This is a genomic window from uncultured Kluyvera sp., assembly GCF_902485085.1.
In the GTDB taxonomy this organism is placed as follows: domain Bacteria; phylum Pseudomonadota; class Gammaproteobacteria; order Enterobacterales; family Enterobacteriaceae; genus Kluyvera; species Kluyvera ascorbata.
The window spans coordinates 68749-93773 of the sequence record NZ_CABTJS010000094.1 but is presented as its reverse complement, the minus strand read 5'-3'; the positions used below and the strand labels follow the sequence as shown (position 1 = coordinate 93773).

Below are 25025 nucleotides of genomic sequence, written 5' to 3'. Positions count from 1 at the left end.
TTCACACGATTCCTCTGTAGTTCAGTCGGTAGAACGGCGGACTGTTAATCCGTATGTCACTGGTTCGAGTCCAGTCAGAGGAGCCATATTTAAGAAGCCTGCTTAGGAAACTAAGCAGGCTTCTTGCTTTTCTGCGTCTGGTAAAAAAAGCCGGACGAGCGTCCGGCTGGGGTTGGCTTAACGGAATGGCGGTTCGTTGAAGGTGCGCAGTTTGCGTGAATGCAGGCGGTCGCCCTCGGCGCGCAGCAGGTCGATGGCCCGAATGCCAATCTGTAGGTGCTCTGAAATCGCCCCTTCATAGAAACGGTTTGCCTGACCGGGCAGCTTAATCTCTCCGTGCAGCGGTTTGTCGGAGACGCACAGCAGCGTGCCGTACGGTACGCGGAAGCGGTATCCCTGCGCGGCAATGGTCGCACTCTCCATATCAATCGCCACGGCGCGGCTCAGGTTGAAGCGTAACGCCGATGCGGAATAGCGCAGCTCCCAGTTACGATCGTCGGTGGTGACCACCGTCCCGGTACGCAGCCGCTGTTTAACCTCTTCGCCCGGCATACCGCTAACCTGCTTGGTCGCGTCATAAAGCGCGCGCTGTACCTCGGCAATGCTCGGGATCGGAATATCAGGCGGCAGCACGGCGTTCAATACGTGGTCGTCGCGCAGATACGCGTGTGCCAGCACATAGTCGCCAATCGACTGGCTTTCGCGCAGGCCGCCGCAGTGGCCGATCATCAGCCAGACGTCTGGACGCAGCACCGCCAGATGGTCGCAGATGTTTTTAGCGTTAGACGGACCCACGCCGATGTTGATCAAGGTGATCCCTTGACCGTCTTTGGTGATCAGGTGCCAGGCCGGCATCTGATGCTTTTTCCACGCGAGGTCGGAAATGGCCTCTTCCGGCGCTTCGGTGTCGGCGGTTATCCAGATTCCTCCGGCGCAGGAGAGTGAAACATACGGGCTGTCCGGGTCGAGGATCTGGCTGCAGCCCCAGCGCACAAACTCATCGACGTAGCGGGTGTAGTTGGTGAACAGGACAAACGGCTGGAAGTGCTCGACCGGCGTGCCGGTATAGTGACGCAGGCGCGCCAGCGAGAAGTCTACGCGGCGAGCGTCAAAGTGCGACAGAGGATAAAAATCGGTGGCGTGGGTCAGGCCATCCGCCGTTTCGTCGCCAATCTGCGATAGCTCGGTGGTTGGGAAGACACGCGTGAGATCGGCGCTCATCGAACGGTCGAGGTTGAGGCCGTCAATCACGTAGGGATAAGGAATCTCATGCTGTGACAGGCCAACCTCAATATGCGCGTCGTAGTCTTCATGCAATAGACTTAGCTGTTCGAGCAGGTAGCTGCGAAAAAGCGTCGGGTGCGTGATGGTCGTGGTGTAGCAGCCGGAGTGGGTAAAACGACCAAAGGCGCGCGTTTTTTGCGCCTTATGCGCGTTGCCGCTCCAGGAAACAGAAAGCTGCGGGTAGACAAATAATCCATTCGCGCGTGCTTCAGCACTGGGTAGCGAGCGGTCGTCAATAAAAAGACGAATAGCGTCACGTAATGCACTTACCGATTGATCGTACAGCGCCTGGAGTTTCTCCAGCGCCTGTTCTGGGGTCAGACTCACGCCCGTATTACTCATCGTTCGCTCCTTGTGTGCGGCTTTCCCCGATAGTATGCCAGCCGATGATGAAACAAAAGCGTATGCCAGTTTCAACGTAACAACTGATTAACCTTTAACCGGGGGATTTCTGATACGGTTAAACGCAACGCAGTGGGGCAAAAAAGCTATAATCAACCCACATCTGCCGTGAATTGAGGAAAGGGAAATGAAACCTCGTGTAAAACTCTTGTGTGCGTTAGCGCTGGCCTTTAGTAGCCAGAGCGCGCTGGCTGTGACCTATCCGCTTCCACCGGAAGGGAGCCGTCTTGTGGGCAGCACGCTGAACATCACGGTGCCGCAAGATAATCACCTGCCGCTGGAGGCCTTTGCCGCGCAGTACGGACAGGGGCTGAGCAATATGCTGGAGGCGAATCCGAATGTGGATGTCTTCCTGCCAAAATCGGGTTCCACGCTGGTGATTCCGCAGCAATTGATTTTGCCAGACACGGTACGTCGGGGGATTGTGGTGAACGTCGCTGAAATGCGGCTGTACTATTATCCGCCTGAAGGGAATACCGTCGAGGTGCTGCCGATTGGTATTGGCCAGGCCGGACGAGAAACACCGCGCAACTGGGTCACTGCCGTTGAGCGTAAGCAGGAAGCGCCTACCTGGACACCAACGGCAAACACCCGTCGTGAATATGCCAAGCGCGGTGAAAGCCTGCCGGCTTTTGTTCCCGCAGGGCCAGATAACCCGATGGGGCTCTACGCCATTTATATCGGTCGACTTTATGCGATTCATGGCACCAATGCGAACTTCGGTATTGGGCTTCGCGTCAGCCAGGGCTGTATCCGTCTGCGCAACGACGATATTAAATACCTGTTTGACAACGTGCCGGTGGGGACGCGGGTGCAAATTATCGACCAAGCGGTGAAGTACACTACCGAGCCTGACGGCAGTCGCTGGGTGGAAGTTCATGAACCATTGTCGCGCAACCGCGCAGAATATGAATCTGATAACAAAGTTCCGTTGCCAATTACGCCTGCACTGCGTAGTTTTACTCAGGGTGAAGGCGTAGATGGCAGCCGGGCAAGAGGGGCGTTGGATAGACGCTCCGGTATGCCTGTGAACATCAGCGCCTCGCATAACGCGTTATAAGTCTGCTTATATTCAGAGCCAGAAGCCCGCGATTGCGGGTTTTTGACTTTTTAACCAGGGTTGGCGGAAGGAGCATTGAATGAGTGATGTTGTGAACTGGGGCGTTCTTGGTTATGCCCGAATCGCGAAGAATTCCATTATTCCTGCTATTGCGCGTGCCGATAACGCTCGCGTCTACGGGGTGGCTTCCCGCCATCAGGATGAACTACCGGTCGGTGAATGGCAAAAAAGCTACGGTGACTATGCCGCACTGCTGGCCGACGATGCGATTCAGGCGGTCTATATTCCTCTGCCGAACTCGCTCCACAAAGAGTGGGTTATCCGGGCGCTGGAAGCGGGTAAGCACGTGCTGTGCGAAAAACCGATTGGCCTGACCGCTGATGAAGCGCGCGAAATGCAGCAGGTGGCAAAGCAGCAAAACCGTCTGCTGATGGAAGCCTTTATGTATCAGTACACCGACCGGGTGCGGGTTATTAAGCAGGTGCTCGAGAGCGGTGAACTGGGCGAGCTTCGCCATATTAACGTTTCGTTCCGCTTCCTGCTCGACCGACCTGGCACCATCAAAATGCAGCCTGCGCTCGGCGGCGGCGCGCTGTATGACGTCGGCTGCTATCCGGTGAACTTTATCGGTATGGTGACGGGTCGCCTGCCGGTGAGCTGCAAAGCGGTGAGCGAAACGGAGCAGGGCGTGGACACTAACCTGTCTGCGCTGCTGCAATATGACGATGGTTTGATCGCCAATATCCACTGCGGCTTTAACGCCTTTGGTCGTAACTACGCGGAAATCATTGGGACGAAAGGGATGCTGGTGGTTGATAAGCCGTTCCTGGATGACGCGGGAACGCTGTATTTGCATACCAATGAAGGCGTGCGTGAACTGCCGGTCAGCGAATCAGATCGCTATCAGGCAGAAATCCGCCACTTCTCCAGTGCGATCCTCAACGAGCCGTCGCGGTTAATCCCGCTCGATGAGACCGTCCGCAATATGCAGGTGCTGGATATGATCCGCGCTGCGCTATAGTGCAGCTGGCCCGGCGGTGGGCTGCCGGGCTGCTTTAGTGGAAGTGCATTTATAAAAGAAAAACCAAATTTATCAGGGTAAAAAGGGCTGATTTTTTCTGCCATTCTTCCGTGAAACCTCTGGCGTAACGTAGTCGTGAGGGCCTGCTACGACAGAATGCACCTGACGAAGCTGATAACTGTGAGGCGAGAATGGGAGATTTTTGCTCTGTATCTAAGGGGTAACAAACTCTCACCGGATTAAATTCACTGAGCGGTGCTGAAAACGGATATCAGCCGATACTGACGGTGCCGCTACCGAGAACCACGCCGCCACAGTCAACCGCATCACCGGTTCTGGCGGCAGGGAGCCCATCAATAAATACAGTGGATGAGCCACTGGCGATTTTTCGCGGATGAGGAGGGTGTTTGGGTTTTGAATGCGGAGTTAACGGGTCCCCCATACGGGCGGCGGGTAACCCGTCAATAAAGACGGTAGAGGAGCCTGCGGTAATTACGGTCTCGTAATAACCATCATGCTGAGTACCTTTGTCTGATAGTTTAGCGGCCAGCGACATAGTATTCTCCGGATAATTTATTATCTTACGATAACGACTTTGTCATTGATAATTGAAAAATATGGCGTGTAAGAATACACGATTTCATTATTTTTATTTTTAAGTCTCAATGGTGAATTCTCATAAATGCCACTAGATAATCTGAATACCCGGCCATTACAATAGGTAGTAAGTTTATATTTTTTCCACTCTAAATCTATCGGTGTTAAATTCATATCAAGAACATTTCTAGGGAGGTCATATGATTCAAAAACGATATCAGGAGATATACCTTCCGCATTTCCCATTTCCTCGTTTGAAATAGCTGCCATTTTCTTCAATGTATTCACATCTTTGTCCTTCATGGCCTGCCAGATTTCCCTGTATATATCCTGAATGGCAGGTAAATCCTTTTCTGATACGACTCTGTCTGCATCTACCCATGACCATGTCTTTATACCGCTAAATTCAATATCACGATAAAATCGATGCAAATACAACCAGCTATCTTCGGGAAGTTGCTCCTCAATAATTCTCCCCTCATGTCTGGAACCATCATAGCTAGAGGATGATGTTGCGATAATATTTTTTTCATCATCGACAGAAAGTTTGACTGTTGTTACGTTTTCGCTGGAATTAATAGTGTCTCTGGTAATCGTAAATTCACATTCGGAATCAGAGAAAAGGGTATCCCGGTCTTGAGAATCCACTGATCCCATGAGTACTTCAATCCTGTTTTTTCCATTTTCGATAAATGACGTAATGTTGTCACCTGCTGCTATTGTGCCGCTTGAGTACGTGAAATTATCAAAAACAGGAAATCCATTAACCCTGACCATGCATGCGCTACGTTTTGTTTTAAATGACACTAAATATTTTATACCATCCATTGTTTCTGCCTTGGGTGAAGAAATGTTGAATAATATAAGTAAAAAAGTAATGCTATAATAAATGAAATCGATAAGGTGATTTTTTTTTCTCAAGTTTACCATGAATAATCCATTCCTTTTTTTGTCCTTCGGTGTGCTTTGTCGTTACACCAGTAGTTTTTGTTGATACTCGACCGCTTTCTCCGTTTCTTGTTTTATCGCCATCTTTGGCAATACCTACTGAAATGCTGGCCCCAACCTCTGCCCGAATTCCATTATGATAAAATATCATCTCTATATTATTTTGTGCAGTTGAATCAAAGACAATGACCCCTTCAGCAATTGCCTTTGCATAAACTTCAAAAGCCCCTTCAAAAACATAAATTTTGACCCCGGACCGGGCGTTGGCTTCCAGAGATAATGCCAGCTTAACCTCATTACTTCCTTCCACCCGCCAGTTCCAATTTTTCTTATCATCTGATTCAAATATTAGGGACAAATTAATTGTTCCGGAAGCTATCAGATCAAATTTCAATCCCAGATATGCTCCATTATCACCACTCTTGACGGAACTTTCACGCGCGGCAAGTTGTTGTCTGATTATATCAGTGACACTTGCAGCGCCATACCATGCAGCAAAGGCCTGTAATAAATCAAATGTTATCCTGAGTCCTATTAGAGGGGAAAATCCTGCAGAGACTTTTCCCTTAATATAAACTGATTGTGTATTATTATCTTCAACCAGTTCTCCACTCCCCCCGACTGATAATTTTGGGTATAATATATCAGTATTCAATATTTTATATTTAGTGCCAGCGCCTTCATTTGTTGATAATGCTTTACCAACCATATCAAGGGTTCTGGTGGCATCCTGTAACAGTTTCAATTCTTTAGCTTTTCTTTTAAAGTCAACTTTTAATTTTTGGCTCAAATCATGTCGTGGAGATGTGCCTAATTTATATGACAGGGTTCCATCAATATCAAGGGCATCACTAATTGAATATTTAGGTCGTTTGGTCCAGCCTCTGGTTCCTCGATTTTGCTGTCCTGCCTTTCTGTTCTCTTTACGCTGTTGATCTTTTAATTCACCATCGCTGTATTCTTTAGTCTTATCAGTAAGACCAATTTTGACATCTATCTTCCAGTCATAATTTGGATATACATTGATATGGCTCCATATTCTGTCATGCGGGGCAATATTGAATATTTGCCTGAATCCATCTGAAAAATTAATGTCTCTTTCAACAAGTTGGTCGCCATAGCATTGACCCACGCGTAATATATATTGACTCTTTGGTAACCAATTTAACGAACTGTTTTGATAGAGTATATATTTACTTATAAATATGATTGTATTTATATCTGATAGAGTGTTTGTTACTTTCTCATTGTAATTTACTTCATAGTTTACAGTTCCACTTGTGAATTTTTTTAACGTTTCCTTGTTGTCTATGTTATATATAATGCCATTGGGGCAGGCAGGATTATGAGAAACACAGGTTTTTCCTGTCAAGGATAAAGCAAGCGGAGTGGACTTATCGGTCTTGTTAATTATTTCTATATGAGAGTAAAAATCATTCTGTTTGTATTCATATGTCCTTTTTTCGATTGTTAATTTAAATGAATGAATACATGTATCCGGGTGTTTACAATTGCAGATAGATGAACCTGCGGTTGTACTTGTCATAATTCGCCTCTATTTACAATGGAACATTACCTAGTTCCCTGATTAACAGGGTTTCGGCTTTAAATACCCCATCTTCATTGATGTCGCAGAGGATTTCCCTGAAATCTGTGGGTATCAAACCCACCTCCAGACAGCCACGTCGGCAGAATAAATAAAACAATCCACGAATACTTCTGTCATCTGTGATCTTCTGGAGTCTTAGCCATTGTAATATATCTGATATTACTTCATTATTAATCTGTTTTGGATGTACCCCCCACGATTTGAGGCATTCTATAAGTTTCACAATATAGCGTTGCTCAAATATTGATGTTAGGGTATTCATTTGAGCAGGAGATATTTTTATCATTTTATGCCTGATGCCAGCACCTGCTGGGAACTTATTCTTGATAGCCATAAAAACTTCTATTTTTTGTTTACCATCCAAATTAGTAGATATTGTTTCTATGGGGCCAAGAAACAGATATTTTTCCCATTCAGATAAAACAGAAAGAAAATCCCAGACATTTCGGGGATCATAAAAGCGAAACAATACTGGCTTCGTTTCCCCTGGTATCAATACCTGGAGATATCTTCGTAAATGTTGCCGTAGCACATTCATGGAGGAGGGCGTGGTCAGAGATATTCCCCACGGAGTATCTTTGGCACTTAACCAAGCCTCCACCTCCTGCGTCACTTCTGTCAGGTAAGGTGCTAACGCCACTAAATCTGGCTGTATTGGCTCCGCATACAGGCAGCAATGAGGTGGATTCGTCTCCCTTAAAAAATCCAGCAATCCTTCTTCAACGGCGCCATCAATAATGGCATACTTTTTCTCCATTACTGGTCCTCCTTCGGACAGTGCGCCACAAACATTGAGCCACTTCCGGCTGCTGCTTTCAAGATCACTGGGCGCATCGGCAAAATCACATCTCCTGGGCTGCCTCCGCCATTGAGGTTAATTTTCGCTCCTTTTATATCCACCCCTCCTGAATGAATGACTACGAATGTACTACCTACACGCAGGCTGATTTTACTGTCGCTCTGCAATACAACATCGCCCTGTACACTAATACCTAGCGCACCGCTTATTTTCTGTGCCAGGTCGCCTTTTACTTCTAACCCTTGGTTGCCTTCCGTCAGGCTGAGATGGTCTTTCGTGGTTTTATGGTCCTGCTTTCCTTCAACCGTAACTTTCCTATCATTCGCTACGACCAGCGATTCATCATGGCCGATACTGGTTGTCCGGTCATAATTGACCCGTACATCCTTGCTATTGAGTACTTTTACCTGCATATTTTTCTGTGCGTGAAGAAAAATCTCCTCATTATCAGTCGCATCCTCAAACCGCAGTTCGTTAAATCCGCTTCCCATATAGGTTTTCGAGCGGATGGTCATCTGCGTTTTTGTTCCCGGCAGGCTGCCCGGCGAGCGGTTATCCTGGTGGTAGGTGCGTCCCATAATAATGGGCTGGTCGGGGTCGCCGTTGAGGAAATCCACTATCACTTCCTGGCCCACGCGGGGAATGGCGAGGTTGCCAAATCCGGCACCGGCCCAGGCCTGTGACACCCGTATCCAGCAGGAGCTGTCTTCGTTGCCCGGGCAGTAGCGGTCCCAGTGAAAACGTACCCGGACACGGCCATGTTTATCGCAGAAGATTTCCTCGCCAGCCGGCCCGGTGACGATGGCGCTCTGCGGGCCGTCCACGGAGGGTTTTGGCAGAGGAGAGGAGCGCCATGTCCGGTCAGCCGGAATGACGTCAAAATTGTTGCTCAGCGTGGTTCCCTGACCCTGTCTGCCGTGCTGTGCCTGAGGCTGTTCCCCTTTCAGCACACAGGCGGTGACCTGCCATTCGCGGTTCAGCGTGAGAGAAGGGTGACCAGTAAGGGTGAAACGTCTGCCGGGCCACAGCTTCGCTGAGTTACTGACCCCGGCAGCGGTTTCTGCATCGTGGCGGAAGCCGTCAGCCAGATAGCGGGCAAAGTCCTGCCCGTGCTGCTCGTCCTTGAAGCGCCCCGGATAATCGAAGATTTCGTACTGGGTGCGCTGACCGTTGAGGTGTGTGGCGTGGTGGCTGAAGTAGCCGGGCCAGCCGGGGGTTTTAAAGGTGTAATCCTGGTTTTCGACGGAGGAGGGGCGAATCTGTGCCCGATAGAGGAACTCACTGACGCATTCCGTGGAGACCTCGCTGCGGGTGTTAGGATTAAAGGGCAGGGAGCCCAGCGTGGAGACTCCCGCCACATCGTCGCAGAGCATCAGCGTCTGCTCCGTTCCGGTCGGCGAGCACCAGTCAAAATAGAAAATGCCTTCTTCGGCCCACAGGCGGGAGAGAAAGGATAGGTCACTTTCGCCATACTGTACGCAGAATTCGCGTGCAGGATGGGCTTCATAAAAGGACGGAGTCCAGTCGGAGACGCCGTTTTCGTCCAGCAATGTGGACGTGATGGCCAGGATATCCTGCTGCTGAAAGATGCGGAAGTTTTGGCGCAGTCCGGCCCGCCAGAGCGGTGGCGAAAGGGTCAGATGGTAATTCATCTGCCAGTCGTTGTTCTCGCCAAGCGCCACGCCGGTGATGATAGCGCAGAGGCAGCGCTGGACAACATTCCCCTGCCAGACAGTGAGGGTGGCGTTTTTCTCGAGAAAATTTTTAGCTGTGAGGTCGGGGAGACCGCTGGCGATATCGACTGTGAGTGTAAAGGGGGTGGAGAGGTTTTGATGGAGGGTGAAGCTCACCACGGCGGTGCTCATCGCCAGTAACCCGTCCACGTCGAGTGTAAAACGCAGACCCTGTTGTGACATAACCTTATTCCCGGAGTTGTTGGCAGAAAACAGAGCCACAGTCAGACATTCTTACAGTAATGGCACGGTGCAACGTGCGTTTTCAGACATGCTACCGCCGAAGTTTCCGGCATCCACCATCTCCCGTATGCAAAACGTAACTCTGTACTGATACTGCTTTTTATGACCTGACCTTTAAAAACAGCACCCTGCCTTTCGGCAGAATGCTGTCAGTTTTTACTTATGCTTCCAGCGGCGCGCGCCAGTCGTCCGCGCCTGAGGTGCCTGCTGAGACGTGCTCCCACTCAATTTTGCGGTAAGCCAGGGAGACTTTGACCAGTTGAGTGAACTCACGTTTCCCTTCATCCTGGCAGTGCGGCATATGGCAGTCGATATCCACGATGGTGGAATCGGTCAGACGGGTGGTGAAGAAGTGCTCCTGTTTACCTTCCACAGAGGTGCGGTACCAGTGCAGTTCGGTGGTCGGCAGCATTTCACCGGAGGCCAGTGCGTTGTACAGCAGCGGAACTGCTTTGTTCAGAGCCACGGTAAATATAAACGGTTTGTGCGAACGCTGGCCTGACGGCTGACCGGACTGCGGATCGGTCGGAACGGTGACGTTATGGCTGAATTCCTGCACCAGCATTTCGTCTTCATGGCCCTGAACGTAGATATTACCGACGGATTCAGCGGTAAAGGCGCGATCGGTGATCAATCCCTGAGTTTGTCCCTTAATTGAGATGTAACACGGTGTTGGCATTTTCTTAACTCCTTTGCACTATTTTATGTTTACGCTAATTTCCATTAGCGCGGTAAATATTTTCCGACAAACGCAAAAACATTTTTCCAAAATTTTTTGCGTTTGTCTCTGAACTGGCCACTCTGCTGTTTGTATAGATTTCAGTAAAATTTAATCTACAGATTATCATGCCTGGTAATAGATTCTTGAAATAATAAGAACCTCAAGAATTAATATTAATTAACCCTGTTTTATGTTAGTTGTTTGATTTAATGGGCCTACTTATTTGTTTTTTAAATGCATTTATCTGTTTCATTTTTCGTAATTATTAAAAATGGACGTGGAAACAAAATATCCTTACAAAACAACGCGTTAATTTAGTGTCTATTCTTGCTGTCAAACTAGGATATACCAACATAAAAAATAAAACACGAAATTGTGTGTTATCTTTCGTACGGATACATATTCCTTGACTAGTGCTTGGGAAATGGTTTTAAAATTACAAATCGAGATCGTTGTAATCCTATGATGATGTTTTTGTCATAGCGATTTTTATTCCCTTTGTCGTATATTTTTTATGGATGATTCGACCCTGTATAATCAGGGAGAATATTTATCATTATCTACGGAATATATCTATGATTAATCATAATGACGGAAGTATAGCTCCAAAGGAAAGAATTAACGTCCGTTACATTCCACGGACGGATGGCCAGACAGCTGAAGTGGAATTACCGCTCAGCTTGCTGGTTACCGGGGATTTAAAAGGTAAACCGGACGATACTCCTTTGGATGAACGCCAGCCGGTGGCTATTGATAAAAATACCTTTAACGCCGTGCTGGCGAAGTCTGGCATTGAACGTAACGTTTCTGTGCCATCGGTACTTAACGGCGTGTCGGGTGCCCGTATGGATATCAGCCTGAAGGTGAAATCTATGGCCGATCTCTCGCCGGATAACATCGCAGCTCAGGTACCGGAGTTGAAAAAAATGCTGGAGCTGCGCGAGGCCCTGGTCGCCCTGAAAGGGCCGATGGGCAATATCCCTGCGTTCCGGGCCCAGCTACAGGCGCTGCTGGATAACGAGGAAACCCGTGAGCAGTTGATTCAGGAACTGGGTCTTGCCAGCGGCAAATAACGTGTACAAGGATTTCACTATGTCAGATATTGCATTGCAGGAAGCTCCTGGCTCCACCTCTCCAGCAGCTTCGTCATCCCTGCTGGATAACATCATGGCGCAGAGCCGCTTTCAGCCAGAGTCCGAAAGCTATGACATTGCCCGCCAGGGCGTGACGGCGTTTATCTCCGCCCTGTTGCAGAATGAAGCCGAGTCCGTCGATATCCTGGCGGTGAACGCTATGATCGCTGATATTGACGATCGCACTGGCCGGCAGATGGATCTGATCCTCCACGACCCGGCCATTCAGGAGCTGGAAGCGCTGTTGCGCTCTCTCAAACTGCTAGTTGAACGCACTGACCCACGCGAAAACATCAAAATTTATCTGCTGCATGCCACCAAAGAAGAACTGCTGGATAATTTCGAGTTCGCCCCGGAAATCACCCAAAGTGGCTTGTATAAACACGTTTACTCCAGTGGTTACGGCCAGTTTGGTGGCGAGCCTGTTGCAGCGGTGATTGGTAACTACGCGTTTAATAACAATGCGGCAGACCTGAAGTTACTGAAATACATCAGTGCGGTGAGCGCGATGGCCCACGCGCCGTTTATTTCATCAGTAGCGCCGGAGTTCCTGGGGCTGGAGTCCTGGACTGAGCTGCCGGGCATTAAAGACATTGGTGCTATCTTTGAAGGCCCTGCTTACACCAAGTGGCGCGCCCTGCGTGAGTCAGAGGATTCCCGCTATCTGGGGCTGACCTCTCCGCGTTTCCTGCTGCGCCAGCCTTATGCGCCGGGAGATAACCCGGTGAAAAGCTTCAACTATCGCGAGAATGTCAGCCATCATCATGACGACTATTTGTGGGGCAACACCGCCTTTCTGCTGGCGGCAAACATGGCGGACAGCTTCGCGAAGTACCGCTGGTGCCCGAATATTATTGGCCCGCAGAACGGTGGCTCGGTGAAAGATCTGCCCGTTCATCTGTATGAAGCTATGGGACAGGTTCAGGCCAAGATCCCGACCGAAGTGTTAATCACCGACCGCCGCGAGTTCGAACTGGCGGAAGAGGGCTTTATTACCCTGACCATGCGTAAAGGTTCGGATAACGCCGCGTTCTTTTCGGCCAATTCGGTACAGAAGCCAAAAACCTTCCCGAATACGCCGGAAGGTAAGGAAGCCGAGACCAACTACAAGCTGGGAACGCAGTTACCTTACCTCTTTGTTATCAGCCGTCTGGCGCACTACATCAAGGTGCTGCAACGTGAGCAGATCGGCTCCTGGAAAGAGCGTGGCGATCTGGAGCGCGAACTGAATGCCTGGATACGGCAGTATGTGGCTGACCAGGAAAACCCACCCGCAGATGTTCGCAGTCGTAAACCGCTGCGCCAGGCAAAAATTGAGGTGCTGGATGTGCAAGGCGAGCCGGGTTGGTACCAGGTGTCGTTATCGGTGCGTCCGCACTTCAAATATATGGGCGCCAGTTTTGACCTTTCGCTGGTCGGGCGTCTGGACCGGGATTAAACATCATGATGAAGCGGGATATTGAGAAAGGGGGCAGCCTGTTTGACCGCATTGGCGAGGCGGCGACTTCCCGGTTTTATCGCCGGCCAGGCGTCAGTCTGCTGCACTCCATCAGCGAAAACCTGCACAACATTCTCAATACCCGCACCGGCAGTTGCGCTGGTTCTCCAGCTCTAGGCATTACTGATTTAAATGACGATATTTTAGCCTCAGGTAATTTCAGGGAAGAGATTGCCAGAGGTATCCACGACTGCATCCGTCGCTATGAGCCCCGCATCACTCGGGTGACGGTGACAGCGGCGTCACCGGACGACTATGTACCGCTGACGCTGCGTTTTCATATTGCGGGGCAGGTCAGTTTTCATGACGCCAGGGACGTTCTGGAGTTTGACATTCTGCTGGATAACCGCCAGCGCTACCGGGTGGAGTACCTCTGATGGCCTTTGAAGAACGCTATTACCGTGAAGAGTTGGACTACCTGCGGCAACTGGGCAAGCTGCTGGCGCGGGATAAACCCTATCTGTCCCGCTTTCTGGCTGAGAAAGAAGGTGACCCTGACGTTGAGCGCCTGATGGAAGCGTCGGCTTTTCTGGCTGGCGGCGTGCGGCAGAAGCTGGAGGACGCGTTCCCGGAGTTCACTCATGGGATAATCCGCATGTTATGGCCTAACTATCTGCGCCCGGTGCCTTCTATGTCGGTGATTGAGTATCTGCCTGAAGGTAATATCAAAGCACCGGTGCAGGTTTTGCGTGATGAACTAGTCAGTTCAGGCGTTCGCGTCACCTCATCAGGCCGGAAGGTGCTGGGAGACGATGACCGGACGCCACCGTCTTCCTGCCATTTTACGCTGGCGCGCGATATCTGGTTACAGCCTTTACAGATTCGGGATGTGTGTAATGCCAGTAGCCTCGAGGAAGGCATCATTGATATTGACTTTTTTGCCGAAAACGGTGTGTCTTCCCGAGCGCTGAATTTAAATAAAATCAATTTCTGGCTGGGTAATGAAGATGACTACACCCGCTATCAGCTATACCTGTGGTTCAGTGAACGTCTGATGGACGCTGAACTGATTATCGGAGAACAGCATGTTCCTCTGCCGGATCTGTGGCTGAAAGCCGCCGGGTTTGAACGCGAGGATGCGTTGCTGCCGTGGCCAAAAAACGTTCACAACGGCTATCGCGTGCTTCAGGAGTACTTCTGCTACCCGGAAAGCTTTTTCTTTTTTCATCTGCGTGATGCTGTGCCGTTACCGGATAATTTTCACGGTGGCGCATTTACACTACGCCTGCACTTTAACCAGCCGTTGCCGGTGGATATCAAGCTCCGTGCCTCATCGCTACACCTGTTCTGCACACCGGTGGTGAATCTGTTTGTCCATCAGGCCGAACCCATCGCGCCGGACGGTAGCGCTCCGCAGTATCCGCTGCGGGCCAGCCACCAGAATGCCAATGCATACGATATTTTCCGCGTGAAGTCGGTATCCAGCAAGATATCCGCTTTCGATGAGGCTTCCGGAGTTGCCAGCGCGTCGCGTCTCTGGCCGGAGTTCGAAAGTTTCAACCACCAGATGGAGTACAGCCGCCAGCGTGAGGTGGTCTACTGGCATCACCGGACAAAAACCTCGCTGTTTCATCGCGGGCTTGAGCACAGCATTGCGTTTGTGCATGCCGATGGCAAACTGCCCGATCCCGCACACCTGAGCGGCGAGGCACTCAGCGTTTCGCTGGTCTGCACCAATCGGATGCTACCCACGCAGTTGCACATTGGCGACATTTGCGTGGCGGTGGGCAAAAACCCAGCGGTCGCTAGCTTCAGCAACGTTACCCGCCCGACGCGTCCACTTTATCCGGTAACCGACGGCGATATGCAGTGGTCGCTAATTTCCTGTATGAACCTGAACTATCTCTCGCTACTGGATCGGGAGGCGCTGGTGCAAATCCTGCGTACTTTCGACCTGCCGGGTATTCAGCATCCGCAGCAGGCCCGCTTGTCGCAGCAGAAGCTGGACGCCATCGAGAGGATGGAAACAAAACCGGTGGATCGGCTGTTTAAAGGTGTACCGGTGCGAGGTCTGTCCACCACGTTGTGGATCAATCCGATGCCGTTTGTTTGCGAAGGAGAAATCTACCAGCTTGGTAATGTGCTGACCCATTTCTTTGCGCTCTATGCCAGCATCAATTCATTTCATTGTCTGAAAATTATCAACACGGAAAGTCAGGAGGCCTGGGAATGGCAGAACAACGGCCAGCACGCCCTGATGTAGATTTTCCTGCAGACGTCCGTGATACCAGTTTTTATGTCCTGCTGGAGTCGCTGTACCGTCGTTACGGAAAGCCTGGCTGTGAACCTTCGCTGCGTGCGGAACCGGAACAGGAGGTGGTGCTGTTTAAATCCGATGCCAGCATTGCGTTTCCGGGCAGCGATCTGACCTCACTCACGCGTGATGACAACGGACAGTTTACGCTGACCACAAAATTTCTCGGCTTTTCCGGTAGCCAGTCGCCGTTACCCGGTTACTACCTGGATCGGATGGCGCGGGAGTCGGCGCAGAATGAAGAAGGGCTAAAAGAATTTCTCGATCTGTTCAGCCACCGCTGGACGCAGTTTGTGTATCACGCCTGGAGAAAATACCGCTATCACATCTGCTTTCGCAATGGCGGGACGGATAGCTTTTCGCAGCGCATGTATGCGCTGGTCGGACTGGGTAGTCAGAGTCTGCGTGACAAGCTCGCCATCAACCACAGCAAGATGCTGGCTTATGTAGGGGTGTTGGCCGCGCCGGGGCGGGCACCGGAAGTGGTCTGCGATCTGGTTTCACACTGCTTTGATTTACCGGATGTGACCCTTGAAAGCTGGCAGCTGCGCCGGGTGGCAATTGATCCCGGCGAACAAAACCGGCTGGGCGAGCGTAACCCGAAAAATAAAACCGCCGGATATGTTCCCGGTCGCTCGGTTGTAGGCGTCAATTTTACGCTCGGTGCCCACGTACCGGATCGTAGCGGCAAATTCCTGCTGCGGATCGGCAGCCTGTCCATGTCCCGCTATCTGTCGTTTTTGCCTGGCGGAGAACACCATGAGGCGCTGACCCTGTTTATCGCCTTTTTGCTGCGTGACCAGTTCGCCTGGGATTTACGTCTGGATCTGGCTCCGGCGCAGGCGCAGGGCATGAAGCTGGGCGACCGCCGCCGTGCCTGCATTGGTCGCACTGCTTTTATTGGTGAGCCGCAAACGCCGCCATCCATCACTCTCCACATCAGGGACTAATTTTATGGAGCCACAAATGGCTGAGGAAAAAACGACATCTTCCGGATTATCGCTGACGTTGCAGGTGATGAACGGCAATGAGCTAGAAAGCGGCCGCGCCGCGAAATGTCTGTTTTCCGCTGAGGGTGGAGATATTGGTCATGCTTCCACGTGCCACTGGTCGGTGCAGGACAGAGCTGGTGCAGTTGCCGGTCGCGCCTGCCAGATAGTGCTGCATGACGCCGCGTTCTGCCTGCGTAGTCTGATGCCCGGCGTGATGATTAACCTGGCGGCGGTTGCCACGGATACCGGACTGGTACGTCTGCGTCAGGGCGATGAAATCAGCATTGGCGCGCTGGCGCTGAAAGCCTTTTTACATGAAGGCCGTCGTGTCAGCTATGACGAACAGATGGCCGCGCCGGAAAGCATTGTTAACCACCGTGACAGCCTGACAGAAACGTTGATGTCCACCGAAGGTCAGCCGGATTATTCGGGGCTGCCGTACCGCCATCAGCTGACAGCGACCGTGGCGAACGCCTTTTCCACCGATCCGTTGCAGGTTTTGCAGAGCGAAACTCTCACCACGGCGGCAGCAGGTGCCTTCGGTCAGCCGACCGTACCGCTGTCCGATCTGAAAGCGGGCGGCGGGATCGACACGCCATTTATGGATCTGCCACCCGTGTATACGTCACCGCATGATGAGGCGCTTTCCTCGGCGGAGACGGTGCAACGGCATCTGGCGGTGACGCCGCTGCTCCGTGGGCTGGGCAGTTCACTCAGCGTCAGCAATTCGCAGGATGCGGATGCCTTTCTGGAAGAATCCGGACGTGCGCTGCAGGCGGCCATTCAGGGACTGCTCGATTTGCAGTACAGCCAGAACAGTCTGTCGGATAAACATCTGCGTCCGCTGGAGGATAATCCGCTGCGTCTGAATCTGGACTATGCCACGGTGCTGGAGGTGATGTTCGCCGAAGGAAAAAGCCCTGTACATCTGGCAGCCCCGGCAGCAATCCACGAGAGCCTGCGCAACGTTCGCCATCACGAAGAAGCCAACCGGGCCGCGATTGCCGAAGCGCTGCGGGTGATGCTTGATGCTTTCTCACCACAAAACCTGCTGAAGCGCTTTGTTCAGTACCGGCGCAGTCATGAACTGCGCCGGGCGCTGGACGACGCTGGAGCCTGGCAGATGTACCGCCATTATTACGATGAACTGGCGTCTGACCGCCAGCAGGGGTTCGCGATGCTATTTAACGAGGTGTATGCCCAAGTCTATGACCGCGTGCTGCGTGAAAAGCAGCGGGAACCGGAAGCATGATGAGAGGCAGGTTTGCGTGCGTTCTGCTGTTTATGGCGCTGGTTGGAACGTTAAGCGGCTGTGAGATGAGCAAAAAAATCGGCCAGGTTATCGCCAATCCGGACATCACGGTGGGTGACCTGAAGCTGCAGTCCTCAACGGTGACACTCACGCTGCTGACTGAACCTGATGCCAATATGAACACGGAAGGGGAAGCTGCGCCAGTGGATGTGCAGCTGGTGTATCTGAGCGACGATTCAAAATTTGAAGGAGCGGACTATGACCTGGTGGTGTCCACGCCGTTGCCAGAGGCGCTGGGGAAAAACTATATCGACCATCAGGATTTTACCCTGCTGCCCGATACGCTTAAAACGCTGCCTGACATAGAGCTGGATGCCAAAACGCAATTTATCGGTATTGTCGCTTATTTCTCCGACGACCAGGCAGGCGTCTGGAAGCAAATCGTACCGGTGGAGAACACCGGCCACCACTATCGCCTGCTGGCGCATCTCCGGCAGAACAGTATTGAAATGAAAACCGAGGATAACTGACGATGGCAACCACCAATAACCGCGTGCTCTGGCAGGAGGGGCTGTTTGCACTGCCGCAGCATTTTCAGCAGCAGCAGCGCCATACCGATTATCTGCTGCACGAACGGCTGGACGCGCAGACGGACTTTGCCTGGGGATTTACCGAACTATCTCTGAATACCGAACTATTGGCGCAGGGAAGGGTGATGATTGACAAGGCCGCAGGTTGTCTGCCGGACGGTACGGTATTCCGCATTCCTGACCAGGATCTACTGCCGCTGCCGTTTCAGCCGGGCGAACTGACAACGCCGGAGAGCCACGACATTTATCTGGCGCTGCCGGTCAGTGGCCATAATATCAGCGAAATTCAGGACGTACGCCGTGCCGGGCAGAGTTCAGAACGTTATCGTCTGAGCTATATGGACGTCTGCGACGTGCATACGGAAAACGGTGACGTCCAGCCACTTTCGCTCGGTCAACTGGTGTTCCGCATTGTCAGCGGAGCGGAGGATCTCAGCGCGATGATGGTGCTGCCGCTGTGTCGTATTCGCAGTCTCCGGGCAGGCGGCGGTCTGGTAGTGGATGAGGAATTTATCCCCACCTGCCAGACGGTGCGTGTCAGTCCGATGCTGAACCGTTTTGTCGGTGACGTGCAGGGGATGATCGCCACTCGCGCCGCCGATCTGGCGAAACGAATTGGCTCGCCGGAGCAGAGCGGTATTGCCGATGTGGCCGAGTTTATGATGTTACAGATGCTCAACCGTAGCCAGATGCACTTCACTCACCGTGCTCATCTGCATACTCTGCACCCGGAGACGTTTTACCTGGATCTGGTGCGTCTGCTCGGCGAACTGATGACCTTTACTGAAAACAGCCGTCTGCCGTGTGCGGTCGAACCCTACGATCACCGGGATCTCACACAGTCCTTTAAAACGGTGATCCCCGAACTGCGCCGGGCGCTCAACATTGTTCTGCAACCGCGCGCGCAGAACCTGCCGCTGATCTTTACCGAGGGGGTGTATCTGGCGACGGTCAACGATCCGGGATTGTTGCAGTCCGGGGTGTTCGTGCTGGCAGTCCGTGCCCGGATGCCACATGCGCAACTAATCCTCCAGTTCACCCAGCAGTCTAAAATCGCCGCCACTGACAAAATCCGCAATATGGTCAGCGTTCAGGTGCCGGGTATCCCGCTGCGCGCACTACCTGCTGCGCCTCGCCAGTTGCCGTACCACGATGGCTATGTCTATTTCGAGCTGGAAAAAAGCGGTTCCACCTGGCAGGACGTGTTAACGGCGGGCGCGCTGGCGATGCATATCTCCGGTACTTTCCCGGATCTGGATATGCAGCTGTGGGCAATCAGAGGCTGATTTTATGAGTGAAAAGACGGTCCTTTCGCTGGATGAGCATGATGAAGAAGCCACCTCCCGCCAGTATAAACTGAGCCTTCGCGGCAACAGCCTTAACCCGATGATCGACGCCGCCACGCCGCTGCTGGGGATGGTGATGCGCGTGACCGAGATGAGCGGCAACGCCATGCCTGAGCACCTGTTCACGCAGGTGGTGACGGACGTTCAGGCGGTGGAGCAGTTGCTTCAGGAGCAGGGTTATGAACCTGGCGTGATCGTCTCGTTTCGATACATCCTCTGCACTTTCATTGACGAGGCTGCGCTGGGTAACGGTTGGTCGAATAAAAATGAGTGGATCAAACAGTCACTGCTGGTTCATTTCCACAACGAAGCCTGGGGCGGCGAGAAGATCTTTATTCTGTTGGAGCGTCTGATACGCGAACCTGCGCGTTACCGGGACCTGTTGGAGTTTTTGTATCTCTGTTTTTCGCTCGGTTTTCGCGGGCGCTACAAGGTGGCCGTGCAGGATCAGGGCGAGTTTGAGCAGATATACCGCCGTCTGTATTACGTTCTGCATAAGCTGCGTGGCGACGCGCCATTCCCTTTATTACATCAGGACAAGAAAACCCGAGGCGGGCGCTACCAGCTTATTAAACGACTCACCGTTAAGCACGTCCTGCTCGGCTGCGCTGCCGTGCTGGCGACATTCTATCTGTTTTACCTGCTACGTCTGGACAGCCAGACCCAGGACATTCTTCACCAGTTGAACCGGCTGCTTGCCAGGTAAGGACGCCTTTTATGATCCAGATTGATGTATCCACGCTGGTAAAACGACTGAACCCGTTTTCCCGCCAGGCGCTGGAGATGGCCGCCACGGCCTGTATGAGCCTACAGGCCACCGAAATTACCGTCAGTCATGTACTTATACAGATGCTGGCTATTCCGCGCAGCGATCTGCGCGTCATTATAGAAAAAGTCGCGATTGGTAGGGAAGAACTGGGGCTGGCGCTGACGGTGGAGCACTATGCCACGACGCGCCACGCCGACAGTTACCCGATGTTCTCACCGCTGCTGGTTGAATGGCTGCGTGACGGCTGGCTGCTGGCCTCCGCCGAGATGCAGCAGACCGAACTGCGTGGCGGCACTTTGCTGCTGACACTGTTGCAGTCGGCACACCGCTATGTCCCGCCCGCAGCGGCCCGCCTGCTGACGGGGATCAATCGTGACCGGCTGCGCCAGGATTTTCCCGACTGGACGCGGGAATCTGCGGAGTCGGTAATGCAGAACGGGGAGCAATCCGTATCTGCGGCGCATTCAGAAGACAGTCTGCTGGGACGCTACGCGAAAAACATGACTGAGGATGCCCGTCAGGGACGACTCGATCCGGTGCTGTGCCGTGATAACGAAATTGACCTGATGATCGACATTCTCTGCCGCCGCCGTAAAAACAACCCGGTGGTGGTAGGCGAGGCGGGCGTCGGCAAGAGCGCGCTGATTGAAGGGCTAGCGCTGCGTATCGTTGCAGGCCAGGTGCCGGATAAACTACGCGATACCGATATTATGACGCTGGACTTAGGCGCGTTGCAGGCGGGGGCATCAGTCAAAGGCGAATTTGAAAAACGGTTCAAGGGGCTGATGGCGGAAGTGCTCCAGTCACCGAAGCCAGTTATTCTGTTTATTGACGAGGCGCATACACTGATTGGTGCGGGCAACCAGCAGGGCGGGCTGGATATCTCTAATCTGCTTAAACCGGCGCTGGCGCGCGGCGAGCTGAAGACCATCGCCGCTACCACCTGGAGCGAATACAAAAAATACTTCGAGAAAGATGCCGCGCTGTCGCGCCGCTTCCAGTTAGTGAAGGTTAGCGAACCCAACGCCGCCGAGGCGACCATTATACTGCGCGGTCTGTCGGCGGTGTATGAGCAGGCGCATGGCGTGCTGATTGATGACGACGCCTTACAGGCTGCGGCAATGTTAAGCGAGCGCTACCTCTCCGGGCGACAGTTGCCGGATAAAGCCATCGATGTGCTGGACACCGCCTGTGCGCGGGTAGCGATTAACCTCTCTTCGCCGCCAAAGCAGATTTCAGCGTTAACCACACTGTGCCGCCAGTGCGAGGCGGAAATCCGTCAGCTCGAGCGGGAAATTCGTATTGGTCTGCGAGTGGACACCACACGTCTTGGTGAAGTCCACACGCAGTATGAAACCGCACAGACGGAACTTCAAACGCTGGAAGATGCCTGGCATCAGCAGCAGGCGCTGGTACAAGAGATTATTGCGCTGCGTAAAGGGCTGCTGGAGGAAACTGAAGCGATGGCTGAAGCAGAATCGGCAATTTCTCCTGCTGAACGCCTGGCGCAACTGACCGATGAACTGGACATCCTGCACTGCACACAGTTGTTGGTTTCCCCGCACGTGGATAAAAAACAGATCGCTGCGGTAATTGCTGAATGGACCGGCGTGCCGCTTAACCGTCTGTCGCAGAATGAGATGTCGGTCATCACCGACCTGCCGCAGTGGCTTGGCGACACCATCAAGGGCCAGGATTTAGCCATTAAGCATCTGCACAAGCACCTGCTCACCGCGCGCGCCGACCTGCGCCGTCCTGGCCGTCCGCTGGGGGCATTCCTGCTGGCGGGGCCGAGTGGCGTGGGCAAGACCGAAACTGTGCTGCAACTGGCGGAGCTGCTTTACGGTGGTCGCCAGTATCTCACCACCATCAATATGTCAGAGTTCCAGGAGAAGCATACCGTCTCCCGTCTGATTGGTTCGCCGCCGGGCTATGTCGGTTATGGCGAGGGCGGGGTGCTGACCGAAGCGATTCGCCAGAAACCGTACTCTGTTGTTTTGCTGGATGAAGTCGAAAAAGCCCACCCGGACGTGCTTAATCTGTTCTACCAGGCATTTGATAAAGGCGAGATGGCCGACGGCGAAGGGCGGCTGATTGACTGCAAAAATATCGTCTTTTTCCTCACGTCCAACCTTGGCTATCAGGTGATTGTCGAACACGCAGACAACGCAGAAACCATGCAGGAAGAACTGTACCCGGTGCTGGCCGACTTCTTCAAACCGGCGCTGCTGGCGCGTATGGAAGTGGTGCCGTACCTGCCGCTGTCACGCGACACGCTCGGGACTATTATTGCAGGGAAACTGGCGCGCCTCGACAACGTGCTGCGTTCCCGCTTTAACGCGGAAGTGATAATTGCGCCGGAGGTGACTGATGAAATTATGCAGCGCGTCACCCGCGCCGAGAACGGTGCACGCATGCTGGAGTCCGTGATTGACGGCGATATGCTGCCGCCGCTGTCGCTTTTGCTGTTGCAGAAGATGGCGGCAAACGCAGCGATCACAAAAATAAACCTCGGCGTGGCGGACGGCGAATTTACCGCTGACATTGAAGAAGAGATAGCCGTCAGCGATAGCGTGCCGGAGCAGGAAGCAGAGGATGCTGCCCTGTGAGTCACGCGCACGTTTTCCGGTATATCGCGTTACTGGCAGGGATGACTGTCAGCGCTGCACAGGCCACGGTTCAGCCGGAGCGGGGTGTTCCCGGTATTGCTCTGGAGGCCGCGGCGGCGACGGCGGCAGATATTCGGATCATTACTTGTGCGGATGTACAGGCCCGGGTGAAAGCCATGAACGCCTGCCGGAAAGAGCCTGCTCCGCTAGAGCGGCTTGACTGCTATGACCGCATTCTTGCGCCAGAACAACCGGAGGGCTTTACTCGCGTGCTGACAAAAGCGCGTTATCAGGGCGAGTCCTGGACACGAGCTATTGAACAGGAGAAGCGGCGCACGGATAACGCTACGACGCTGCTGATAAGCGAAAACACCGGTGAACGCCCGACGGTAATTATCACCACTCCCGCCATCGGCAGCCTGCCGCCGCGCCCGGTGCTGGTTTTCTCCTGCGTGGACAACATCACCAGGATGCAGGTGGCACTGACCCAAACCCTTTCGGAAAACGATATGCCGGTCAGCCTGGTGACTGAGGGCGGCACGTTTCGTTCGCACTGGTTTGTGCGGGAAAACGGCATGCTGCTGGAATCCAGTCGAGGCCTGACCGGGATTGAAGAAATCAAACATCTGTTCGGCTCAAAAACGCTGACGATTGATACCGGACCGGGAAACAAACTGACCTTTAACATTGACGGACTGGCACAGACCATTGTGCCGTTGCGTGATGCCTGTCACTGGGCAGGGGAGTGACGAATATGGATATACAGAACCCGGAGTTCTGGCTGTCTCACTTGCTGGAAATACTGCCGGAAGAGAAACTGACTGCGAAACTCAGCGATGATAACCCGCAGTGGGAATATATAGACGGTGAAATCGTCAAGCTCGGCTCGCTGAATCATGCACAGCTTGATGTGCCGGAACTCCAGCGGCAGGGGCTGATGCTTCTGGCTTCAGAAAGCAAGGATTTTCGCCTGGTGGCACATCTTCTGCGTACCTTGCAACACGCGGGGAATCCGCTGCTGGCGCTCAGGATGCTGATGCAGTATGTCGCGCACTACTGGACCACCGGCTGGCCGCAGAACGCCGCGAACAAAGGGCGTTTTGCCAGCCAGATACTGAAACGCTTTGAACCGGGGATCGCCGCATTTGCCGCCGCTTCAGCGCCGGAGCAACGGGACTTTCTGCTGGGCGAGCTGACAAAACTGGCGCAGTGCTGGCAGTCGCATAATATGCCGGAATTGGCCTCCGCGACGGATGATTTATTCGCGTTGTATCAGCGGGCGTTTTGTGACCGTTCTCCTGCAACGGCTACGTCAGTACCATCAATCTTAATAACAGATACCCCGACCGCCATTTCTGCTCCTTCCGCGCCGGATACCGCTGTCCCTGCGACGGTGGTGAGTATTGACAGCCACAGTGATAAAGCCTGGCGCGACACGCTGTTGAAAGTCGCCGCCATTCTCTGCGAACGCCAGCCGGACTCGCCGCTGGGCTACCGGCTGCGCCGTCAAGCGCTGTGGCAGACCATCACCAGCGTTCCTCAGTCGGAAAGCGACGGGCGCACGCCGCTGGCGGCAGTTTCCGCAGATATGACGGCGGACTACCGGGCGCGGCTCGCCAGTGCTGATGTGGCGCTCTGGCAGCAGGTGGAAAACAGCCTGCTGTTGGCCCCGTACTGGATGGATGGTCATTATCTGTCCGTACAGATTGCAAAGAAACTGGAGTTCAGCGATGTGGCAGAGGCGATTCGTGATGAAGTGCGTCGCTTCCTGACCCGCCTACCGCAGCTTACTGCACTGAGTTTTAACGACCACACCCCGTTTATCAGCGACGCCACCCGGAAGTGGCTGGCGGATGAACCCACAAAGAGCACAGGCACAGTGAGGGACGGTGATGAATTAACGCAGCAGGTCTGGCAAAGCTACCGAGAGCAGGGGCTTGAAGCCGCGCTGGTGCTGGCGGAACAGCAGCCGCAACACTCGCCTCGCCGGCGATTTTACAACCAGTTTTTGACGGCGCAGCTGCTGGATGCGTCCGGTATGGCACAGCTGGCGCAGCAGCACTACCGGATGCTGTTTAAGGCGGGCTTGCAAACCATGCTGTCCGATTGGGAGCCGTCGCTGCTCAAGCAGCTGGAAGAAAAACTCACGCAGGAACAGTGAGATA

Annotated in this window: 21 protein-coding genes and 1 tRNA gene; 15 read left to right on the top strand and 7 right to left on the bottom strand. The window is 53.0% G+C overall.

Annotated features, from left to right (window positions below):
* Positions 1-10 precede the first annotated feature (10 nt).
* A tRNA-Asn gene (locus RDN66_RS11445) sits at positions 11-86 on the top strand.
* 91 nt (positions 87-177) lie between these two features.
* Here RDN66_RS11445 and RDN66_RS11440 read toward each other — a convergent pair.
* Positions 178-1626: an AMP nucleosidase gene (locus RDN66_RS11440; RefSeq protein ID WP_035894848.1), complete on the bottom strand. Its 1449-nt coding sequence runs from the start codon at positions 1624-1626 to the stop codon at positions 178-180.
* A 187-nt stretch (positions 1627-1813) separates the two neighbouring features.
* Between RDN66_RS11440 and ldtA the strand changes: the two genes are divergently transcribed.
* Positions 1814-2746, top strand: coding sequence for a L,D-transpeptidase (ldtA, locus tag RDN66_RS11435; RefSeq protein ID WP_115073906.1), 933 nt, complete (start codon positions 1814-1816; stop codon positions 2744-2746).
* A 79-nt stretch (positions 2747-2825) separates the two neighbouring features.
* Positions 2826-3767 (top strand): Gfo/Idh/MocA family protein, encoded by a 942-nt coding sequence (locus RDN66_RS11430; RefSeq protein ID WP_202217667.1) that lies wholly within the window; start codon positions 2826-2828, stop codon positions 3765-3767.
* Positions 3768-4038: 271 nt separating this feature from the next.
* Here RDN66_RS11430 and RDN66_RS11425 read toward each other — a convergent pair whose 3' ends face one another.
* From RDN66_RS11425 to RDN66_RS11400, 6 genes are all read right to left on the bottom strand, one after another.
* Positions 4039-4323: a type VI secretion system PAAR protein gene (locus RDN66_RS11425; RefSeq protein WP_202217668.1), complete on the bottom strand. Its 285-nt coding sequence runs from the start codon at positions 4321-4323 to the stop codon at positions 4039-4041.
* Between the two features lie 20 nt (positions 4324-4343).
* On the bottom strand, positions 4344-5192 hold the full coding sequence (locus RDN66_RS11420; protein WP_202217669.1) for a hypothetical protein: 849 nt from the start codon (positions 5190-5192) through the stop codon (positions 4344-4346).
* Between the two features lie 52 nt (positions 5193-5244).
* Positions 5245-6858, bottom strand: a complete 1614-nt coding sequence (locus tag RDN66_RS11415; protein ID WP_308537859.1) for a hypothetical protein — start codon at positions 6856-6858, stop codon at positions 5245-5247.
* A gap of 13 nt (positions 6859-6871) precedes the next feature.
* Entirely contained in the window at positions 6872-7678 is an 807-nt protein-coding gene (locus tag RDN66_RS11410) for a DUF4123 domain-containing protein (RefSeq protein ID WP_248538596.1), read from the bottom strand.
* Positions 7678-9636 (bottom strand): type VI secretion system tip protein TssI/VgrG, encoded by a 1959-nt coding sequence (gene tssI / locus RDN66_RS11405; protein ID WP_308537858.1) that lies wholly within the window; start codon positions 9634-9636, stop codon positions 7678-7680. The genes RDN66_RS11410 and tssI overlap by 1 nt, the downstream gene beginning before the upstream one ends.
* Before the next feature lie 220 nt (positions 9637-9856).
* Entirely contained in the window at positions 9857-10375 is a 519-nt protein-coding gene (locus RDN66_RS11400; RefSeq protein WP_016149965.1) for an Hcp family type VI secretion system effector, read from the bottom strand.
* A gap of 617 nt (positions 10376-10992) precedes the next feature.
* On the opposite strand from RDN66_RS11400, the gene tssB reads away from it, so the two are divergent.
* The 12 genes from tssB to tssA are packed head-to-tail and all read left to right on the top strand — an operon-like array spanning position 10993 to position 25021.
* Positions 10993-11490, top strand: coding sequence for a type VI secretion system contractile sheath small subunit (gene tssB / locus RDN66_RS11395; RefSeq protein ID WP_202217676.1), 498 nt, complete (start codon positions 10993-10995; stop codon positions 11488-11490).
* Positions 11491-11509: 19 nt separating this feature from the next.
* Positions 11510-12988: a type VI secretion system contractile sheath large subunit gene (gene tssC, locus RDN66_RS11390; RefSeq protein ID WP_202217677.1), complete on the top strand. Its 1479-nt coding sequence runs from the start codon at positions 11510-11512 to the stop codon at positions 12986-12988.
* A gap of 5 nt (positions 12989-12993) precedes the next feature.
* Positions 12994-13425, top strand: coding sequence for a type VI secretion system baseplate subunit TssE (tssE, locus tag RDN66_RS11385; RefSeq protein ID WP_202217678.1), 432 nt, complete (start codon positions 12994-12996; stop codon positions 13423-13425).
* The gene (tssF, locus tag RDN66_RS11380) at positions 13425-15251 is read left to right on the top strand and encodes a type VI secretion system baseplate subunit TssF (protein ID WP_202217679.1); all 1827 of its coding nucleotides are present in this window, start codon (positions 13425-13427) and stop codon (positions 15249-15251) included. The genes tssE and tssF overlap by 1 nt, the downstream gene beginning before the upstream one ends.
* Positions 15218-16252, top strand: a complete 1035-nt coding sequence (tssG, locus tag RDN66_RS11375; protein ID WP_202217680.1) for a type VI secretion system baseplate subunit TssG — start codon at positions 15218-15220, stop codon at positions 16250-16252. The genes tssF and tssG overlap by 34 nt, the downstream gene beginning before the upstream one ends.
* A 16-nt stretch (positions 16253-16268) precedes the next feature.
* Positions 16269-17546: a type VI secretion system-associated FHA domain protein TagH gene (tagH, locus tag RDN66_RS11370; RefSeq protein WP_248538602.1), complete on the top strand. Its 1278-nt coding sequence runs from the start codon at positions 16269-16271 to the stop codon at positions 17544-17546.
* Positions 17546-18076 carry a type VI secretion system lipoprotein TssJ gene (gene tssJ, locus RDN66_RS11365; RefSeq protein ID WP_374044019.1) on the top strand — a complete coding sequence of 177 codons (531 nt, stop codon included), beginning with the start codon at positions 17546-17548 and terminating at the stop codon, positions 18074-18076. The genes tagH and tssJ overlap by 1 nt, the downstream gene beginning before the upstream one ends.
* A 2-nt stretch (positions 18077-18078) precedes the next feature.
* Positions 18079-19422 (top strand): type VI secretion system baseplate subunit TssK, encoded by a 1344-nt coding sequence (tssK, locus tag RDN66_RS11360; RefSeq protein ID WP_202217682.1) that lies wholly within the window; start codon positions 18079-18081, stop codon positions 19420-19422.
* Positions 19423-19426: 4 nt separating this feature from the next.
* Entirely contained in the window at positions 19427-20188 is a 762-nt protein-coding gene (gene icmH, locus RDN66_RS11355; protein WP_248538605.1) for a type IVB secretion system protein IcmH/DotU, read from the top strand.
* A gap of 11 nt (positions 20189-20199) precedes the next feature.
* Positions 20200-22860 (top strand): type VI secretion system ATPase TssH, encoded by a 2661-nt coding sequence (gene tssH, locus RDN66_RS11350; protein ID WP_202217684.1) that lies wholly within the window; start codon positions 20200-20202, stop codon positions 22858-22860.
* A complete protein-coding gene (gene vasI, locus RDN66_RS11345) occupies positions 22857-23609 on the top strand; it encodes a type VI secretion system-associated protein VasI (RefSeq protein ID WP_308537857.1) in 753 nt (250 codons plus the stop codon). Before tssH ends, vasI begins: the two co-directional genes overlap by 4 nt.
* 5 nt (positions 23610-23614) lie before the next feature.
* Positions 23615-25021, top strand: coding sequence for a type VI secretion system protein TssA (tssA, locus tag RDN66_RS11340; protein WP_308537856.1), 1407 nt, complete (start codon positions 23615-23617; stop codon positions 25019-25021).
* The last annotated feature ends 4 nt before the right edge of the window (positions 25022-25025 follow it).

Coding starts and splice junctions, on each gene's coding strand:
- RDN66_RS11440 (WP_035894848.1), bottom strand. CDS start 1,626: ATGAGTAATACGGGCGTGAGTCTGACCCCAGAACAGGCGCTGGAGAAA.
- ldtA (WP_115073906.1), top strand. CDS start 1,814: ATGAAACCTCGTGTAAAACTCTTGTGTGCGTTAGCGCTGGCCTTTAGT.
- RDN66_RS11430 (WP_202217667.1), top strand. CDS start 2,826: ATGAGTGATGTTGTGAACTGGGGCGTTCTTGGTTATGCCCGAATCGCG.
- RDN66_RS11425 (WP_202217668.1), bottom strand. CDS start 4,323: ATGTCGCTGGCCGCTAAACTATCAGACAAAGGTACTCAGCATGATGGT.
- RDN66_RS11420 (WP_202217669.1), bottom strand. CDS start 5,192: ATGGATGGTATAAAATATTTAGTGTCATTTAAAACAAAACGTAGCGCA.
- RDN66_RS11415 (WP_308537859.1), bottom strand. CDS start 6,858: ATGACAAGTACAACCGCAGGTTCATCTATCTGCAATTGTAAACACCCG.
- RDN66_RS11410 (WP_248538596.1), bottom strand. CDS start 7,678: ATGGAGAAAAAGTATGCCATTATTGATGGCGCCGTTGAAGAAGGATTG.
- tssI (WP_308537858.1), bottom strand. CDS start 9,636: ATGTCACAACAGGGTCTGCGTTTTACACTCGACGTGGACGGGTTACTG.
- RDN66_RS11400 (WP_016149965.1), bottom strand. CDS start 10,375: ATGCCAACACCGTGTTACATCTCAATTAAGGGACAAACTCAGGGATTG.
- tssB (WP_202217676.1), top strand. CDS start 10,993: ATGATTAATCATAATGACGGAAGTATAGCTCCAAAGGAAAGAATTAAC.
- tssC (WP_202217677.1), top strand. CDS start 11,510: ATGTCAGATATTGCATTGCAGGAAGCTCCTGGCTCCACCTCTCCAGCA.
- tssE (WP_202217678.1), top strand. CDS start 12,994: ATGATGAAGCGGGATATTGAGAAAGGGGGCAGCCTGTTTGACCGCATT.
- tssF (WP_202217679.1), top strand. CDS start 13,425: ATGGCCTTTGAAGAACGCTATTACCGTGAAGAGTTGGACTACCTGCGG.
- tssG (WP_202217680.1), top strand. CDS start 15,218: ATGGCAGAACAACGGCCAGCACGCCCTGATGTAGATTTTCCTGCAGAC.
- tagH (WP_248538602.1), top strand. CDS start 16,269: ATGGCTGAGGAAAAAACGACATCTTCCGGATTATCGCTGACGTTGCAG.
- tssJ (WP_374044019.1), top strand. CDS start 17,546: ATGAGAGGCAGGTTTGCGTGCGTTCTGCTGTTTATGGCGCTGGTTGGA.
- tssK (WP_202217682.1), top strand. CDS start 18,079: ATGGCAACCACCAATAACCGCGTGCTCTGGCAGGAGGGGCTGTTTGCA.
- icmH (WP_248538605.1), top strand. CDS start 19,427: ATGAGTGAAAAGACGGTCCTTTCGCTGGATGAGCATGATGAAGAAGCC.
- tssH (WP_202217684.1), top strand. CDS start 20,200: ATGATCCAGATTGATGTATCCACGCTGGTAAAACGACTGAACCCGTTT.
- tssA (WP_308537856.1), top strand. CDS start 23,615: ATGGATATACAGAACCCGGAGTTCTGGCTGTCTCACTTGCTGGAAATA.